The 16,231-nt window shown below is 50.1% G+C and carries 11 protein-coding genes; 7 read left to right on the forward strand and 4 right to left on the reverse strand.

Features of this window, described 5'->3' with window-relative positions; translation table 11 throughout:
• The first annotated feature begins 8 nt into the window (after positions 1-8).
• The 3 genes from AC6R03_RS11165 to nirD are packed head-to-tail and all read left to right on the forward strand — an operon-like array spanning position 9 to position 3,719.
• Positions 9-884 (forward strand): ABC transporter ATP-binding protein, encoded by an 876-nt coding sequence (locus AC6R03_RS11165; RefSeq protein WP_500630774.1) that lies wholly within the window; start codon positions 9-11, stop codon positions 882-884.
• Positions 885-894: 10 nt separating this feature from the next.
• A complete protein-coding gene (nirB, locus tag AC6R03_RS11170; RefSeq protein WP_500630775.1) occupies positions 895-3,378 on the forward strand; it encodes a nitrite reductase large subunit NirB in 2,484 nt (827 codons plus the stop codon).
• A complete protein-coding gene (gene nirD / locus AC6R03_RS11175; RefSeq protein ID WP_487902256.1) occupies positions 3,378-3,719 on the forward strand; it encodes a nitrite reductase small subunit NirD in 342 nt (113 codons plus the stop codon). Before nirB ends, nirD begins: the two co-directional genes overlap by 1 nt.
• Positions 3,720-3,838: 119 nt before the next feature.
• Here nirD and AC6R03_RS11180 read toward each other — a convergent pair whose 3' ends face one another.
• Both AC6R03_RS11180 and trxC read right to left on the reverse strand, forming a co-directional pair.
• Positions 3,839-4,999: an MFS transporter gene (locus AC6R03_RS11180; RefSeq protein ID WP_500630776.1), complete on the reverse strand. Its 1,161-nt coding sequence runs from the start codon at positions 4,997-4,999 to the stop codon at positions 3,839-3,841.
• Between the two features lie 166 nt (positions 5,000-5,165).
• A complete protein-coding gene (trxC, locus tag AC6R03_RS11185) occupies positions 5,166-5,600 on the reverse strand; it encodes a thioredoxin TrxC (protein ID WP_487902254.1) in 435 nt (144 codons plus the stop codon).
• 95 nt (positions 5,601-5,695) lie between these two features.
• Here trxC and AC6R03_RS11190 point away from each other — a divergent pair, with 95 nt between their 5' ends.
• The 4 genes from AC6R03_RS11190 (at position 5,696) to AC6R03_RS11205 (ending at position 13,348) form a co-directional block, all read left to right on the forward strand.
• A complete protein-coding gene (locus AC6R03_RS11190; protein WP_500629489.1) occupies positions 5,696-6,781 on the forward strand; it encodes a ketoacyl-ACP synthase III in 1,086 nt (361 codons plus the stop codon).
• Between the two features lie 138 nt (positions 6,782-6,919).
• Entirely contained in the window at positions 6,920-8,095 is a 1,176-nt protein-coding gene (locus AC6R03_RS11195) for an exonuclease SbcCD subunit D (RefSeq protein ID WP_500630777.1), read from the forward strand.
• Positions 8,096-8,104: 9 nt separating this feature from the next.
• Positions 8,105-11,155: an AAA family ATPase gene (locus AC6R03_RS11200; protein ID WP_500630778.1), complete on the forward strand. Its 3,051-nt coding sequence runs from the start codon at positions 8,105-8,107 to the stop codon at positions 11,153-11,155.
• Positions 11,156-11,305: 150 nt separating this feature from the next.
• On the forward strand, positions 11,306-13,348 hold the full coding sequence (locus AC6R03_RS11205; protein WP_500630779.1) for an ATP-binding response regulator: 2,043 nt from the start codon (positions 11,306-11,308) through the stop codon (positions 13,346-13,348).
• 79 nt (positions 13,349-13,427) lie between these two features.
• Here the strand turns inward: AC6R03_RS11205 and cqsA are convergent, their stop codons facing one another.
• Positions 13,428-14,609, reverse strand: a complete 1,182-nt coding sequence (gene cqsA / locus AC6R03_RS11210; protein WP_500630780.1) for an alpha-hydroxyketone-type quorum-sensing autoinducer synthase — start codon at positions 14,607-14,609, stop codon at positions 13,428-13,430.
• Positions 14,610-14,842: 233 nt separating this feature from the next.
• Positions 14,843-15,805 carry a TDT family transporter gene (locus tag AC6R03_RS11215; RefSeq protein WP_500627262.1) on the reverse strand — a complete coding sequence of 321 codons (963 nt, stop codon included), beginning with the start codon at positions 15,803-15,805 and terminating at the stop codon, positions 14,843-14,845.
• Positions 15,806-16,231 lie beyond the last annotated feature (426 nt).

A 16,231-nucleotide genomic window follows, 5' to 3' on the forward strand; every position in this document is an offset into this window, starting at 1 on the left:
AGTTCATCATGTCTAAACCGTTACTCGATCTTACTCAACTTGGCATGCGATTTCCGACGCCCAACGGCGAATTTATCGCGCTCAAGAATGTTAATTTACAAATCCAACGTGGCGAGTTTATCTCCCTGATTGGTCACTCGGGCTGTGGTAAATCGACCGTGCTCAATTTGGTTGCGGGTTTGCATATGCCCACCGATGGCGGCGTGATTGTCGATGGGCGAGAAGTCAGTGGCCCTGGCCCCGAGCGCGCAGTGGTATTCCAAAATCACTCGTTGCTGCCTTGGCTAACCGTGCACGAAAACGTGGAAATTGCGGTCAAACAGGTGGCCGCAGGGCAGAGCAAAGCATGGATCAAACAGCAAACCGAGCACTATTTGGAATTGATCCACATGTCTCACGCTGCAGACAAAAAGCCAGATGAAATTTCCGGCGGCATGAAGCAGCGTGTCGGTATTGCGAGGGCGCTGGCGTTGCAACCGAAAGTGCTGTTGATGGATGAGCCGTTCGGCGCGCTCGATGCGTTAACCCGCGCGCACTTGCAAGACTCCTTGATGGAAATCCAAGCTGACTTGAACAACACCGTCATCATGATCACGCACGATGTGGACGAAGCGGTGTTGCTCTCAGACAAAATCGTCATGATGACTAACGGACCGGCGGCCACGATCGGCGAAGTGCTTCAGATTGATTTGCCAAGACCCCGTGACCGAGTGGCGTTGGCGGATAACCCGCAGTATCAAAAATATCGCCAGTCAGTGTTGAGATTCCTCTATGAAAAGCAGGCCAAACCTGAGCCTACGGCATCAAAAACCAAGACAGCGTTAAGAGCAAGCGCGAGCTCGTCCACCCAAGACGATGCGAAATCAGCGGCAAAGACCGCCTAAGGAAGTGAACATGGAACGGATAGTAATTGTTGGCAATGGCATGGTCGGCCACCATCTGGTGGCTCAATTGGTCGAGCGCGGCGCGCATCTCGAAAAACGCATTACCGTGATTGGCGAAGAGCGCTTTATCGCTTATGACCGAGTTCAGCTCTCGGCACTGTTTTCGGGCAAATCCCATCAAGATTTGATGCTGAGCAGCGAAGAGTGGTATCAAAAACATGGCATCGAGTTGGTGCTCGGTGCCAAGGTGACTGCCCTGATGCCAGAGCTCAAACGCATAGAGCTCGATGGAGAAACCGTGATGGGGTATGACCAATTAGTGCTCGCCACCGGTTCTTACCCATTTGTGCCACCGATTGAGGGGCATGATCGTGAGCAAATTTTTGTCTATCGCACCCTTGATGATCTCTCTGAAATCAAAACCGCCTGCCAAGGGGCGAAAACCGGCGCGGTGATCGGCGGTGGTCTGCTCGGGCTTGAAGCCGCGAACGCTCTGCGTTTGCTCGGGGTGGAAACTCACGTAGTCGAATTCGCCCCAAGGCTCATGCCAGTGCAGCTCGATGACGGTGCAGGCACTGTACTGAAAGAGAAAATAGAACAGCTTGGCCTATCAGTGCATACCTCGACCGCAACGGAGCGCATTTGTGATGGTGAGAGCGCAAAGCATCGCATGGTCTTCAAAGATGAGGACCCGCTTGAAGTAGACGTGATCGTCTTTTCCGCGGGGATACGTCCACAAGATGCCTTAGCGCGCGGAGCCGGGCTGACCATTGGTGAGCGCGGCGGGATTGTGATTGATGATCGCTGCGTGACCAGTGACGACTCCATTTTTGCCATTGGCGAATGCGCCCTTTGGCAAGAACGCATTTTTGGCCTGGTTGCGCCTGGCTATACGATGGCGCGTGTCGTCGCTGACGTTCTGACCCATCGTGACACCCAAGGGTTCACCGGTGCAGACATGAGCACCAAACTGAAACTGCTTGGTGTGGATGTCGCATCAATCGGTGATGCGCACAAAGCGACCCCGGGCGCGCAAGAGATGGTTTTGCAAGACGCGGTCACAGGCGTCTACAAAAAGCTGGTGGTCGATGCGACGGGCACCCAACTGCTTGGCGCTATCTTGGTTGGCGACAACAGTGACTACGACGCCTTACTGCAATGTTACTTAAACCAAACTATGCTGCCCGATCACGCTGCAAATCTTCTGTTTGATACCAGTATGCTCGATGGTGAAATGAACGACACCGCGGTGATTTGTTCCTGTCACAATGTCACCAAGGGCGATTTGGTGGCGGCGATTCAAGCGGGCGCGCAAGATTTGGACTCTCTTAAAGCGCAGACGAAAGCGGGCACCGGCTGTGGTGGTTGTAGCAACATGGTCAAATCGGTGCTCGATGCTGAATTGGTAGCGATGGGCGTTGAAGTCAACAACCATGTCTGTGAACACTTTGCGCTGTCACGCCAAGAGTTGTTCCATATTTGCCAAGTCGAAGCAATCAAGGATTTTGACACCTTAATCGCTCGCCACGGCCAAGGGTTGGGGTGCGATCTGTGTAAACCGACCGCCAGTTCGATCTTCGCCTCGCTGTGGAATGAACACATCATGGAGCCTCAACACAGCCGTTTACAAGATTCCAATGATGCCTTTATGGCGAATCTGCAAAAAGATGGCTCTTATTCGGTCGTACCTCGTGTTGCCGGCGGCGAGATCACACCAGATAAGCTGATTGTCTTAGGAGAAGTGGCCAAGAAATACGATCTCTACACCAAAATTACGGGTGGGCAGCGAGTCGATCTGTTTGGCGCACAAGTTGAGCAGTTACCGGATATCTGGCGCACGCTGATCGACGCGGGCTTTGAAACCGGCCATGCTTACGGAAAATCGGTCCGAACAGTGAAATCTTGCGTGGGCTCAACCTGGTGCCGCTACGGTGTCGATGATTCGGTTGGCCTCGCCATCGAACTTGAAAACCGCTACAAAGGGCTACGTTCGCCACACAAACTGAAGTTTGCGGTGTCAGGCTGTACCCGAGAGTGCGCTGAAGCGCAAAGTAAAGACATCGGCGTCATCGCCACGGAAAACGGCTGGAACCTCTACGTGTGTGGGAATGGTGGCATGCGCCCGCGTCACGCGGATCTGTTTGCCTCCGATCTCAGCAAACATGAATTGATCACTCTGATTGACCGCGTGTTGATGTTCTACGTTCGCACCGCAGACAAATTGCAACGCACCTCAGTGTGGATGGATAACCTGGAAGGTGGGTTAGCGTACCTAAAACAAGTGGTGATAGAGGACTCTCTCGGCCTTTGCGAGTCATTGGAGACGCAAATGCAGCACGTGGTGGATACCTACCAGTGTGAATGGAAGAGCACGTTGGATAACCCTGCCAAGCTCACTAAGTTCCGTCCATTCATTAATTCAGGAGAACCGAGTCAAGCATTGCCTTACCAACGCATTCGTGGCCAACGTATTCCAGTCAAGGAGGAGAATTGATGGACGTACTCGAGAAAATCAAGGTGTGCGACTTAAGCGCACTGTGCGCCTACGAAGGGCGAGTCGCCTTGGTGGATGGCCAACAAGTTGCGCTGTTTCTCATCCCTAATCAAGGTGTGTTTGCGGTGCAGAACTGGGATCCTATCGGCAAAGCTTTTGTGCTTAGCCGCGGCATTGTCGGAGATGTTAAGGGCAAATTATGTGTCGCTTCCCCTTTGTACAAACAGCATTTTTGCCTGCGCTCAGGCGAGTGCTTAGAAAACAGCGACGTGCGTTTAGCTCATTGGCCCGTGTTGCTGGAAAACGATGAAGTGTTTCTTGAATGGCACGCGAAGGCGTAACAAGGTTTTCGCGAGTGACTCGTGTTTCACCCTAGCCCTATCCTTCCAGGGGGCAAATACCAACCTGTTGATCAGGTTGGTATTTTTTTGTGCGATGTTTTAATTAACGCGGTACTAATTTATTCACCGATCGCTGCTTTGCGTTTACCCCGTATCGAGGCAAGCAACATATAGATGCTAGTAGCAAGCAGCGCCGCGAACAAATAGCCCATCAATCCTTGAGGGCCAGAAAGAAACCCATCTGCTACCACAGGTCCCACTACAGAACCGACACTGTAACTGAACAGCATCACTTGTGTTGCGCAGACGATGTATTGGGCGTTCAAGCCATCACAGCCTAAGTTGATCGCAATGGGGTAGAGTGCGAAGGTCGCCATACCAAGTACAAATAGCCCTGCACCCAGTGCTCGCAGACCCGGCACCATAGAGGTAAAGGCAATCGCAGCCACGCCCACCAAGCACAAGAGTGCCATTAATGGTGTGCGACCGAACACTTTCGCCAATGCTGGCACTAATGGCTGAATCGCCATACCGCCCAAAACGATCAGAGCCATTAAGCCGCCAATGTCATCATGGGCAATGCCACGTTGACTCAACTCGACAGGCATCAGGCCGTACACTGCGCCGAGGGTGAGACCAGACACAACACAGCCAATGATTGCGGCATGGCTTAATTTGCTCATCTGCTTAAAAGAGAGTGAGGTACTCTCTCCGTGCTCGGGTTGATCAGAGTCACCAAACATCAGCACGATGATGGCGAGCAATAAAAGGGTAGTGATAGTAATAAAAGGCACACCACCCGATACGCCAATGACGCCAATACCTAATTGGCCTAGCGCCGCGCCGCCATACAACGCGCCCATGTAAAGGCCAAGGCGTTTAGCGCGTGACTGTTCGTCACCGTGCAGCAACCAAGATTCGACCACAACAAAGACGACTGCAACTGCCGCGCCCGCGACAAAGCGAGCGATCAACCAGCTACTTGCATACGGCATTAATGGCAAGGCCACAATCGTGAGTAGAAATAGTGCTAAACACCAGACAAACGCGGCTTTGTGCCCTGATCGGCGCACCAAAGGCTCTACACCCATCGCGCCAATCAATAAACCTGCGTAAAATACGCTCGCAAGCCAACTGGCGAGTGAGGTATCCAGATCGTAGTGAGGCAGCATCAGCGGAATCAAACTCATCAAATAGCCCGATGCAACGGCGTATAGCGCCAATGCAATCACAGGAACCGTGACACGGATAGTGCGGGTAGGAATAAGAGTGTTGTCCAACGTCGTCGCCTCAAAACGGACAATCCTTGGCCATAAGGGACCAAGGATTGAGAAATTAACCAGTGAGTTTTCGCGCGAATATGGACTGAATAGTGGCGTGGGTAAAACGAAAAGAATTAATCGACTCGACAAGAGATTTTTGTCGAGTCGTTAGTGGGAACTAAGGTTATTTATTGATGGCTTGAGTTAGCCATTGGCTAAATTGCGAGCGAGGAAGCGCACCGTTAATCACATCCACGCGCTGGCCGTTTTTGAATACCATCACAGTCGGAATACTACGGATCTGAAACTGAGCGGCCAACGCTTGCTCAACTTCGGTGTTGATTTTGACAAATCGTACTTCGCCCTGTCTGGCGGCGGCTTCGTCTTCAAAGACAGGTGCAAAGCCCACACAAGGGTTGCACCAAGGCGCCCAAAAATCGACCACCACAGGTTGGCTGCTTTGCAACAGGGCATTAAAGTTCAGCGACGTGCCTTCTATCGGTTGGCCATCGAGCAACGCCGATTGGCATTTACCACATTTAGGGCTTTCCGATACGCGCTCGAGCGGCACGCGGTTGACACCAGAACATGATGGGCATCGTGTATTGAAGGTAGACATGACTTTTCTCTTTATTAATTATTTCAACTCAATGACACACTAGTTATACTCTGAAAACGCCAAGTGACTCAAATAAGAATGTAAAAAGGCACATAATGACCAGCTATTACGCAGAAATTACCGGTTGGGGTAAATGCCTACCGCCAGCCACGCTCTCCAACGATGACCTCAGCACTTTTCTAGATACTTCCGATGAATGGATTAAGACGCGCACTGGTATAGAGCAGCGCCGCATCAGCCATGTGAATACGTCAGATCTTGCAACCGTTGCCGCCAAACACGCACTCGCGTGTGCCAATGTCAGTGTTGATGAGGTGGATCTCATTATTGTTGCGACCTGCTCACCCGACTCACTGATTCCCAATACCGCGTCTAAAGTCGCCCAAAACCTCGGCGTTCAAGCCGCCGCAGCGTTTGACTTGAACGCAGCGTGTACTGGCTTTGTTTACGGATTAGAAACGGCGACTCGTCTTATTCAATCAGGCAATTACCGCCATGCAATCGTGATCGGCGCAGAGCGCCTCTCTTTCTTTATCGATTGGACCCAGCGTGATACGGCGGTGTTATTTGGTGATGGCGCAGGCGCAGCGGTGTTGAGCTGCACAACGGAAAAAGTGGGCTTGCAACAGGCGCAGCTTGGCTGTGATTCGGCTGGGCGTGATATTTTGGCGGTGCCCAAGTTCGGTACCTCAATGGATCGTTTCGCTGCGGACAACGGCTACTGGGCGTTTGATTTTGTCGGCAAAGAGATCTTTAAGCGTGCGGTGAAAGGCATGGGCGCAGCCGCTCAATCGGTGCTGGCGCGCAGCGAACTGTCGACTGACGATGTTGATGTGGTGATCCCGCACCAAGCAAACATCCGCATCATTCAAACCTTGTGTGATCTTTCCGGGATTGCTCAAGACAAAGCGTTTGTTAACATCCAGAACTATGGCAACACCTCTGCGGCCACTGTGCCGATTGCCTTGTGTGAAGCGCTGGAACAAGGCTTTATTAAGCCTGGTGACAACCTACTGCTCGCCGCCTTTGGCGCAGGTTTAACTTGGGGCGCAGGCCACATAAAATGGGGTGAGCGAGTTACGCCACTAGGCCAAAGCGATGCCACACTTCCTCCAGTAGAGGCGTCTGCACTTGAGTTATTGGAACAAGCGATCGCGTTTTGTAAAACACACGCAGAGTAAACAGGCCTAAATTTACAAGGCAACGCAGCCTCAACAAATACGCTTAGGTCAATACAATGAGAAGTCGCGAATTGTCGCGACTTTTTTCATGATGGCCGATGGCTGGTTGGCAGTATCACATAAGGACAACGACGTAAGATGAAATTTCTTCACACCTCGGATTGGCATTTAGGACGACAGTTTCACAATGTGTCGCTGATTGACGATCAGCGTGTGGTGCTCGACCAGATGGTGGAGTACATGGCGCAGCATCCCGTCGATGCACTGGTGATCGCTGGTGACATTTATGATCGCTCGGTGCCGCCGACCGCGGCGATTGAACTGCTTAATGAAACGCTAAATCGTGTTTGCCAGGAGTTAAACACGCCCGTCATTTTGATTCCGGGTAATCACGATGGCGCGCAGCGCCTCGGGTTTGGCTCTGCGCACATGAAAGGCGCTGGGCTGCACATTATCAGTGATTTTCAGCAGATGCTAGAACCTGTTGTGTTGAGCAGTGACCAAGCCGGAGAGGTGGCATTTTATGGCATGCCGTTTAACGATCCAGAGACAGTGCGCCACTACTTTAATCACACCTTTCAACAGCAAGATGAAGCAACGCCTGAGGCGCAAAAGCCGATTGCTACTCACGATGACGCTCATGCTGAGTTGGTTGGTTTGATCACGCCTCATCTTAATTCTTCACAACGTCATGTGTTGATTAGCCACTGCTTTGTTGATGGTGCGATCAGCTCAGAGTCGGAGCGTCCACTCTCGATTGGTGGATCTGAATGTGTCAGTCATGAGCATTTTGTCCATTTTGACTATGTCGCCCTCGGCCATCTTCACCAGCCACAATACAAAGGCGAAGCCCATATTCGCTACAGTGGCTCATTGATGAAATACAGCTTTTCAGAGCAGCACCATAAAAAAGGCATGACTTTAGTGGAGCTTGATCGCAACGGTTTGGTTGCGACCACGCACATTCCGCTGCAAGCGCCGCATGAAATGCGAATCATCGAAGGGGAGCTGGAAGCGATCCTCGCGGCGGGTAAAACCGATCCTCGCGCCCACGACTATTTGTTGGTGCGATTAACCGACCAACACGCCATTCTCAATCCGATGGAGAAGCTGCGTACTGTCTACCCAAATGTGTTGCATTTGGAGAAGCCCGGCATGTTAGTGGGGGTAGAGCAGTCGATGGCGCAAGCGACGCTATCGCGCAGCGAAGTCGATATGTTCCGCGACTTTTTCAAAGAAGCGCAAGGCAATGAGCTGACTCAATCGCAAGAGAGCGCGGTTTCGGCCATTATCAAACAACTGAGCCAGCAGTAAGGGGCGCTCATGAAACCCATCACCTTAGTTATGCAGGCCTTTGGGCCGTTTTCGGGCACCGAATCGATTGATTTTCGTCAACTGGGCAGCAATCCGCTGTTTTTGATCAATGGCCCAACGGGTTCAGGAAAAACGACGCTGCTTGATGCGATCTGCTTTGCGCTTTATGGCGAAACCACCAGTAATGAGCGACTCGGCGCCCAGATGCGCAGTGATAGCGCTAAGTTGGATGTGCCGACAGAGGTGACGTTCGAGTTCAGCTTGCACGACAAACGCTTTCGCGTAACGCGTTCCCCAGAGCAAGAAGCGCCAAAAGCGCGCGGGGAAGGCACAACGACACGCAAACACAGCGCTGCGCTCTATCAGTTGGGTGACGAAGAGGTACTTTTGACGAGCAAAACGGCTCAGGTCAAAACGTTGGTCACCGAACTGATTGGTCTTAATGAGACCCAATTTCGTCAAGTCATGGTCCTGCCACAGGGTAAGTTTCGTGAATTGCTGCTTGCCAGCTCGAAAGAGCGCGAAGAGATTTTCGGCCAACTGTTCCAAACCGATATCTACAAAAAAATTGAGTACGCGCTCAAAGACAAAGCCGCCTCGATCAGCAAAAGCAAAGATGAGTTTGACAACCAAATTCGCGGCGCGCTTGAGGTGGGCAATGTCGCAAGTATCGAAGAGCTTAATACCTGCTACGAGTCTGCGTGTGTCGCTCTTGATCAGCGAAAACAGGAAGAAGCCGCAGCGCAAGCAGCGCTTAGTGCATCGAGCTTAGCGCTTCAGCAAGGGCAGAAAATACGCGATGATTTCGCCAAGTTGTCTCAGGCCAAGCAATCTTTCACGCAGCATCAAGCGGCAAAGTCTCAGATAGCGGAGACTCAAGTCCGTTTGCAGCGTGCAAAGCAGGCGGCGAGTATTGAACTGCCTTATCAAAATCAATGGCAGAGCGCACAAGACGTCATTCGTTTTGAAACCAAGTTGACCGAACTGCAGCAGAGCAAACAGGCGCTAGATAACGACTTAGCAGCAGCGAAAGTCGCGCATGAAGAGGCAGAAAAAGCAGCTGTACAGTTGCCGGCACTCAATGATGAGCGTTACAAGCTCGAGACCATCAAACAAAAATGGTTGGAAAGACAAACGCTCATCTCACGCCAGAAAGAGGCGCAGCAGCACAGTAGGGTACTTGACGAGAAGCTCGCTCAGTACCTCTCTCATAAAGAGAAACTCCAGCGTGATTTAACGCGTGCGAAAAACGATCACAAGCAAGCCAGTGAACAGCGACTAGAGCAATCTAAGCTTCTGCAACAAAAGTCGGAATTGACGCGCGCGGTGAGCGATCTGCGCAAACTGACCCAAATGGAGCAAGACGCGGTCAATCAGGCTGCAGAGCTTAAATTGGCACAGGCGGCATTGGACAAAGTCACTCAAGCGTTTGAACAACAACAGCAGGCGGCGAATCGTGTTGAACTACGCTGGCACCAAGCGCAAGCGGCCATTTTGGCGCAAACACTCGTAGAGGGGGAGCCTTGTCCGGTTTGTGGCAGCGAGGCGCACCCGAATATTGCGCAAATTGACGGCGAGTATGTAAGTAAAGATCAGGTGACTCAGGCGCGCAGTGAAGAGACGCAGGCGCACTCACAGTGGGTGAAAGCTCAGGCGCACGTGTCACATCTTAAGCGGGCGTTAAACCAAAGCCAGCAAGCGGTGGAAGCGTTTAAAGCCGAATTAGGCGAGGTCGCCGTTCAGGGGCTGTCGGCAACACAAGTGAGCCTAAGTGAGGTTGAGGCTCGCTTAAAGGTGCTGATGTCATTGGATGTAACAGTGCTTGAAGCGCAGGTGAATGAACTGACGCAGCGCTGTGAAACCGGCGAGCAAAAAATCAATGAGATCAAACAGCAGATAGCGGCCAATCACAATACCGTCAGTTCCCTCGCGGCGAACATCGAAGAGATGACGCAACAACTTGGCGGCGCAACACAAGATATTGAAGAAATAGAGGACGCGCGCTCTGCGCTATTAAGTCAAATCGAAGCGATAGAGAAAGAGCAGCAACGGGCAAACCAGCATTATCAAGCTAGCACGCTCAAGCAGTCTCAGTGCGCCTCTGAAGTTGGCACACACCAATCGCTGTTGCAAGAGGCCAAAGTGCGATCCGAGCAAGCGAACGCACAGTGGCAGCAGGCCTTAGAGCAAAGTCAGCTGGCAACGCTTGACGCTTTTGTCAGCGCGAAAGCCACAGCCGAGCAAATGGCGCAGTGGCAAAGTGAATTGGACGACTATAACCAAGCCACGATTCGTCTTGAGCAAACCATTCAAGACATCACCACCGCGTTGGAAGGGCAGTCGACGCCGGATCTTGAAGCGCTGCAAAACGAACTCAATCACCATCAGCAACATCATGCGCAGGTGAGAGAGCAACTCGATGGCGAACGAGCGACAGTTGAGACGTTGCAAAACGTACAGCGCAAGATCGAGCGTCTAAAAGAGAAAAATGCCGAATTGGAAAAAGAGTATCAGGTGTTCGGCACCTTGTACGATGTTGCCAGCGGTAAAACGGGCAGCCGCGTCAGTTTGCATCGCTTTGTGCTCGGCGTCTTGCTTGATGATGTCCTGATTCAAGCGTCACAACGTCTGTCGCTGATGAGTAAAGGGCGTTACATACTCACGCGTAAAACGCACGGCTTTCGCGGCGCCGCCGGTAGGGGCTTGGATTTGATGGTTGAAGATGGCTACACAGGCAAAGCGCGCGATGTCGCGACCTTATCCGGCGGGGAGTCTTTTATGGCTGCGCTCTCGTTGGCGCTTGGATTATCCGATGTGGTGCAGTCTTACAGTGGTGGGATTCGACTCGACACCTTATTTATTGATGAAGGCTTTGGCAGCCTTGATCCTGAATCGTTGGATTTAGCGGTGCAAACGTTAATCGACTTGCAACAAACGGGTCGCACAGTGGGGGTGATTTCACACGTCAGTGAGTTAAAAGAGCAAATGTCTCACAGAATAGACGTGGTCAGTGCAAAAACGGGGAGCACGATTCGCGTTGTTGGCCCAATGTTGAGCTAAACTTAAGTTGTGCAATTGGTTTCTTCTTTCACTGTAGTAGGATGTTTTGTATGATCATTGTACTCGTTGATGGTTCATAGTGACCAATTGAGTAAGTAGTACGATAGTTGAAGAGTGAAGACAACACGACATTGGATGTGACGACACGATATGGATGCGGTTAAAAAGGTCTACCAGTATGCAGAGCCCAATCTCTCCCTTGTTGGGTGGATGGGGGCGATTGGTTTTCCTCTCTACTATCTGATTTGGCAATACATTTATCCTCAGCCTTATGAAGATCTGTTGCTGAGAAGTGTCTGCTCCGTGATGCTGCTCGTACTCGCTTTGCGCGAGTTTCTTCCGGCCACATTGCAGCGCTATATGCCCTATTACTATTTAGGCTGTGTGGCTGTCTGTTTACCGTTTTTCTTCTCCTACATGCTGTTTAAGAACCACTGGTCAACGGTGTGGGCGATGTCGTTTATGGCCTCGATCTTTTTGCATGTCTTACTGGTGCACGAAACAAGGGTCATGTTGGCGCAAGCGTTTGTCGCTGTTGGCTTTGCCTATTTGTTCGCCGGCGACTTGAACATGGTCAACTACAACCCCGCACCGGATGTGGTTTGGCCATACATTCCCATCTTTTTGTTCACTTATGTCTTTGGCAACCTGTTCTATTTTCGCAATCAGGTTGAACATGAAGCGAAAGTGGCGATTGCGAAGTCGTTTGGCGCAGGGATTGCTCATGAGATGCGCAATCCGCTCAGTGCGCTGAAAGCCTCCGTGGATGTGGTGAACTCCTCTTTACCGGATGTCAGTCATCAAGATGAAGAGGTCAAGATGTCAAAACAGAATGTTCAAGTTATCAAAGAGATCCTGAACAACGCTGACGTCATCATCAATAACGGCAATGAAGCGATCGATCTGTTGCTCACCTCCATTGATCAAAATCGTGTCTCTCGCTCTACCTTTGTGCGCCATAGCGCCGCTGAAGTGGTAGAGGACACACTGGAGAGTTTCTCATACCCCGGTGTGCACTCCAAAAATCTCGTCTCGCTCCATATTGAGCACGATTTTGACTACTTTGGTAGTGACGTATTGCTCAAGTATGCCTTGTATAACCTATTGAAAAATGCCTTTTATTATCAAAATAGTGAAGATTTTTCGATCACTGTGACGCTCGCCGTTCATCACGATGTCAACACCATCACCGTGAGAGACACCGGGGTCGGGATAGAGCCGAAGAAGCTTCAGCATATTTTTAAAGACTTTTACACCTCAGGGAAGAGCTCCAGTCATGGGCTAGGCTTGCCGTTTTGTAAACGGGTAATGCACTCATTTGGTGGCAGCATCAGTTGCCAATCTGAGTATGGTGAATGGACGGAATTCACGCTGTTTTTCCCTAACTACGTCTCTGAGCAAGTCAGTCATATCAAACACGATCTGATGAAAGACAAAGCGATTGTCTACATCGGCGAAGACGCCAAAATCATGCGCAAACTGAACGAGGACGCCTTCTACTCCGGTTTCAAAATGATCCGATGGTCGTACAGTGAAGCCAGCGCGCGTGAAGAGTTTGAATTTGAGTACGATCTGATTTTCGTCGATCTGGATGGTTTAAACGAAGCGCAGTTTAAGCACTTGGAATCCAAGTTGCACTTTACCGAAGCCAAACTGGTGTATCTGTTTGAACCTAATCGCGTCTATCACGACGCGTTTAATCGCTACGTCACCTTTTATCCTCTGGAAAAGCAGCGTGTGATCTCAGAGGGCATCGCGCTCATCGATGAAGTGATTTTTGATTCAAGAGAAGGGAATCGCAACCTTATTCCTCGCAAGCGACCTACGGCAGTGAAGCGCATTATGATTGCTGATGACAACAGTTCGCTACGCTCGCTCACCGCGATTTTGTTGAGCAAACAAGGTTATCAAGTCATTGAAGCGCAAGACGGTAATGATGTGTTGGAGAAACTCTACCAGGAGCCGGTTGATTTGGTCATCATGGATATTGAAATGCCCAAGTTAGATGGCTTTGATACCACGCAGAAGATTCGTCACTCTCAGCAGTCTTACGCCAATGTGCCGATCGTCGGCCATACCGGTGATAATCGTAAAGAAACCATGGCGCGCATAAAAGAGGTGGGTATGAATGACTACCTCATTAAACCGGCCGATAAAGAACACTTATTTGATAAAATATCTGAGTACCTATAAGAATAAAAATAGGGCGAATTTATCGCCCTATTTTTATTCGAAATGACACCTTTCCTCGTTTAATTTGAATAAATACTGTTTAGATTAAACGTAATTTTTGATCGTGAAATGCCGATTCAGCCACTAACGCAATTTTGTGCAACTCCTCTGCTGTTAATGCACTGTGCAGCGACAGGCGAAAAATATTTTTATTGTCGGGCGTTGCTGGCGTACAGAATACCGATCCGAACACGCCACGTTGCTCAAAATAATCACGAACTTTGCGGGTATTGGTCTTATCTCCGGTTTCTAAGCCGATGATCTGTGATTCGCTACGAATATCAAATCCGATATCTGCCAGCGCTCGGCGCATCCAGGCCGCATTTTGATGCAACTGTTTACGCGCTGGATCACTTGCCTTGATCACCGCGAGGGTTGCATCTATTCTGTCGAGTTCACACGCCATCATCGCCGAACTAAATATCGATGGGAACGAGACATAGGGCATCACTTCGCCTGTGTCGTTGTTACACCAAACGGCTCCAGCGCGGTAGGCAAAGGTTTTGGCAAGGCTGGCAGTGAGAAAGTCAACCTGCTGCGTTAAACCGAGTGAAGCCACCAACCCTGCGCCTTTCGGGCCATGTGTACCCAATGAATGGGATTCATCGACAACAATGGCGCAACCCAGACTTTTCGCGGCCTCAACCAGTTCTGTAAGTGGGGCAATAGTGCCAAGGGTGCTGTAAATGGAGTCTATCAGGACGATGCCTGGACCGTGTCGTTTGATTAAGCGCTTAAGGTGTCTCACATTGTTGTGCATGAAAGGATGGATATCAGCACCGGCGATTCTCGCGCCCTCCCAAAGCGACATATGGGCGAAAAAGTCGATATAGACCTTGGTATCTGAATCACATAGGGTCTGTAATAGACCGATATTCGCGATCCAGCCAGAAGGGGCGATGGTGCAGTGTTCAAAACCGGTATAATCCGCCATTCTCTGCTGCACCGTTTTGTCGAGGGCATCACTATGAAGAAAGACGTTCGACATAAACGCACTCTCTTGCCCCTGTCTGAGGGAATTAACTTGCGCGTCAATAATCTTAGGGTGATTGGCGAGTGATAAATAATCGTTGGATTGGAGAAGAATATCTCCTTGTTTAGGCTTCTTACCCAACACTAAATTACGACCATTATCTTTTGTTTTAATTAGGTCATCAACATAGTGCGAAATACGTTCATTAACGAACGTCGGAAGTGGCGAACACTTATCAAGTGTAAACATAATCATATCCTTTTCTCAAAACAAGTGAATGGCCAGCTGACAAGGATATGTATGAACCTAATAGATTATTCCGTCTAGTAAAATAGTTTATTTTTTGAGCGTATTAGCAAACAAAAAAAGTGTGTAATGACTATTAATTAATATTTATTACCCTTTTGGGGTCTAACTCATGCAAAATCATTAAACGTTAGCGTATCTCAGTCTCTATATTTAGGTGACGCTTGAGGGTAAATTCAAGATTGTGAGGTGTGATTGCGATCCAGTTCTGGCCAATACATCTTGATGTAGCCAATGCAAACCCAAATCACCAATACGGTCGCAATGGTGAGCTCAAACAGACCAAAGTTATGCAGCCAGTGCCAGTGTGGGTGAGCTTGTTCAAAGAATGACGTCAAGCGGTGCATAGCGATAGCGCTGATAACCGAAGGAAAAGTCACCGCAGCAATGGACGGTTGGAACTTGAGCCTGAGCAAACGGATGTAGCACAGGTAGATAAGCAGGGTCATGGTGATAGCAATCCCCGCTAGCGCGCCGGTGAGGATCGGGTCTGGCTCGCTGAAATTGACCAAATAGGTGGCTAAGGTGAGGTTGATAGGCGCAGCCATAATTGCCAAGGTGGGCCTGGCTCGGCGCGGTAACATCCCCTCGAACACTAGGCGATAGAGTACGAGCGGCAGCATAAAAAAGTAGATGGTGATACAGATGGCAACAATGGTTTCAGAAAATAGCGTTAAACCAAATTGGGAACCTGCGAGCGAGCTACTGATCACGCCAACAGGATAGAGAAACCAACTCGGCACAATGTTGGACATCTTAAAGTTGCGAAGTTGAAAGCCAAAGAACAGCACCATCATGGTTAAGTGCAGCATTAACGCTGCGAACCAAAGCGGGTAGGCGATAATAGGAGAGATGATCGCCAGATAGTCACACAAGATGAGCAACGCCATACTCATCGGTGCCATTAGACTGCCACTAAGAGGGTGGCGAATGTCATTCATGAAGGTATGGTAGTTCGAATACTTGATCAGAACGGGAGTCAGCAGCAGTGCGCCGGCAAACGCAAAATAGGGCCTAAGTATGTCACCAACGTCGGGCATATAGAGTGCCCATGCTTGCCCAAGGCCTATCATGCCAAGTGCCAAAGAAGACTGAGAAGGGGGGACGTTGTGAAATTGTGTTAGGCGTTTCCAGTTCACCGGATTTCCGTTTCTATTGTGCGTGAGTATTGCGGATTGATTGAGGGCGAATGGTATCAAGCCAAACAGTTGCCAAGCAAGTGTTGACGAACGTTAGCGTGATTTCGCCGCACAAGTGGTCATTATACCTGTGGTTAGCGTTAGCCCAATCGATAATCGTGCAAAGTTGAATTGCAATTTTGTGAGAAAAGTTCAACTTTTAATCGATACACGAGAAAATAGTGCCGCAGAAAACTTGCGAACTGGCCGAAATCGACCATAGTTAAAGTGTAAGGCAAATGACCCGACCCGCATGGAGGAATATACCGCCTTACCTACAATTTGGATGGATTCAACAAGTCAATTCAGTAGCCTCGTTTTTAGATCTCGAAGCAGACATAGACTTCAAGATTCGCAGACTCACGATTGAGTAACGAGGGATAGGGC

The organism is Vibrio sp. R10-SG-ISO4, from assembly GCF_059834135.1.

Coding starts and splice junctions, on each gene's coding strand:
- AC6R03_RS11165 (WP_500630774.1), top strand. CDS start 9: ATGTCTAAACCGTTACTCGATCTTACTCAACTTGGCATGCGATTTCCG.
- nirB (WP_500630775.1), top strand. CDS start 895: ATGGAACGGATAGTAATTGTTGGCAATGGCATGGTCGGCCACCATCTG.
- nirD (WP_487902256.1), top strand. CDS start 3,378: ATGGACGTACTCGAGAAAATCAAGGTGTGCGACTTAAGCGCACTGTGC.
- trxC (WP_487902254.1), bottom strand. CDS start 5,600: ATGTCTACCTTCAATACACGATGCCCATCATGTTCTGGTGTCAACCGC.
- AC6R03_RS11190 (WP_500629489.1), top strand. CDS start 5,696: ATGACCAGCTATTACGCAGAAATTACCGGTTGGGGTAAATGCCTACCG.
- AC6R03_RS11195 (WP_500630777.1), top strand. CDS start 6,920: ATGAAATTTCTTCACACCTCGGATTGGCATTTAGGACGACAGTTTCAC.
- AC6R03_RS11200 (WP_500630778.1), top strand. CDS start 8,105: ATGAAACCCATCACCTTAGTTATGCAGGCCTTTGGGCCGTTTTCGGGC.
- AC6R03_RS11205 (WP_500630779.1), top strand. CDS start 11,306: ATGGATGCGGTTAAAAAGGTCTACCAGTATGCAGAGCCCAATCTCTCC.
- cqsA (WP_500630780.1), bottom strand. CDS start 14,609: ATGTTTACACTTGATAAGTGTTCGCCACTTCCGACGTTCGTTAATGAA.